We start from the raw sequence: 419 nt of genomic DNA on the forward strand, positions 1-419 counted from the left end.
GTGGCGTAGGCGGTGCCGGCGGCGGTGAAGGCTGCGACGGCGCCGGCTTCGTTGATGCCGGGGTGGATCAGTTGGCCGGCGGGTGATTCTTTGTAGGCCAGGACGAGGTCGCGGTCCACGGAGAGGTAGTTCTGGCCTTTGGGGTTGTAGATTTTCGCGGTCGGGAAGAACGCGTCCATGCCGAAGGTGCGGGATTCGTCCGGGACCACGGGCACGAACCGGGTGCCGAAGTTCTTGTCCCGCATCAGGTCCTTCAACAACCGCACGAAGGCCATGGTGGTCGCGGCTTGTTGTTTCCCGGATCCGCGTTTGGCGACGTCGTAGGACTTCGCGTCGGGCAGGACTACGTCGGTGTGTTTGCGGCGGCGTTCGGGGACGAACCCGCCCAGTTCTGCCCGGCGTTCCATGAGGTATTTGAT

General features: G+C 64.0%; 1 pseudogene. It reads right to left on the reverse strand.

The annotated features are described in order from the left end of the window. Positions 1-419, reverse strand: a pseudogene (locus N7568_RS22545) (pyruvate dehydrogenase (acetyl-transferring), homodimeric type); the annotation flags it as partial.

Source organism: Paenarthrobacter aurescens (genome assembly GCF_025421775.1).
Lineage (GTDB): Bacteria > Actinomycetota > Actinomycetes > Actinomycetales > Micrococcaceae > Arthrobacter > Arthrobacter aurescens_B.